At 66.5% G+C, this 1,207-nt stretch carries 1 protein-coding gene; it reads right to left on the bottom strand.

Going from position 1 to position 1,207, the window contains the following annotated elements; all coding sequences use genetic code 11:
• On the bottom strand, nt 1-1,207 hold a 1,207-nt coding region (locus AB4039_RS42195), incomplete at both ends, for an acyltransferase domain-containing protein (protein ID WP_442273303.1).

The raw sequence follows: 1,207 nt of genomic DNA, 5'->3' as shown, positions 1-1,207 counted from the left end.
GGTAGAGGGTGTTCCAGTTGATGGGGTGGTTGGTGGTGGTGTGGAGGGTGGTGAGTGTGGTGGTGAGGGTGTGGGGTTCGGGCTGGTTTTTGCGGAGGGTGGGGATGAAGGTCGCGGTGGTGTTGGTGTGTTGGGCGAGGGTGGTGAGGGTGGCGTCGGGTCCTATTTCGATGTAGGTGGTGACGCCGTGCTGGTGGAGGGTGTGGAGGGCGTCGTGGAACCGGACGGTTTGGCGGGCGTGGTTGATCCAGTGTTCGGGGTCGGTGATTTCTTCGGTGGTGAGGAGGTTGCCGGTGAGGGTGGAGACGATGGGGATGGTCGGGGGGTGGTAGGTGAGTTTTTGTAGTGTCTGCCGGAATTCTTCCAGYATGGGTTCCATGAGGGGGGAGTGGAAGGCGTGGGAGACGTTGAGGCGGGTCGTCTTGGTAGTGGGGGGCAGTTGGGCGGTGATGGTGGTGATGGCGTCTTCGGTGCCCGCGATGACGGTCGAGCGGGGTCCGTTGACGGCGGCGATSGMSACCCGGTCGGCGTGTGGGGCGAGGAGGGGTGCCAGTTCTGCTTCCCCGGCCTGGATGGCGGTCATGGTGCCGCTGGTGGGGAGGGCTTGCATGAGGTTGGCGCGGGTGGTGATGAGGGTGGTGGCGTCGGTGAGGGTGAGGACGCCTGCGATGTGGGCGGCGGCTATTTCGCCGATGGAGTGTCCGGTGAGGTGGTCGGGGGTGATKCCCCAGGATTCGATGAGTCGGTAGAGGGAGACCTGGAGGGCGAAGAGGGCGGGTTGGGCGTACTGGGTCTGCTTGAGGAGTTCGGGGTCTTCCAGGAGGGCGTGCTGCAAGGTCCGGGGAAGGTGGGGGTTGAGGTGTTCGCAAACGCTGTCGAAGGTCTCGGCGTACACCGGGTAGGTGSTGTGGAGCTGGTGGCCCATGTGGGGGCGTTGGCTGCCCTGCCCGGTGAACATGAACGCGAGGCGGCCGTCGTGGTCGGTGGCCTTGCCCTGGACGAGGCCGGGGTGTGTGGTGCCCCGGGCGAGAGCGTCGAGCCCTTCGAGGAGTTCCTCGCGGCTGGTGCCGGTGATGCCGGCGCGGTGCGGGAAGTGGGTGCGGGTCAGGGCGAGTGAGCGGCCGGTCTCCGCGATGTGGGTTTCGGGGTGCGCGGTGACGTGTTCGTGCAGGCGGCGGGCCTGGTCGCGCAGGGCCGCTTCGCTCTT

The organism is Streptomyces sp. M-16 (genome assembly GCF_052114405.1).
Classification (GTDB): Bacteria; Actinomycetota; Actinomycetes; order Streptomycetales; family Streptomycetaceae; genus Streptomyces.
This window is presented reverse-complemented; position numbering and strand designations above follow the sequence as displayed.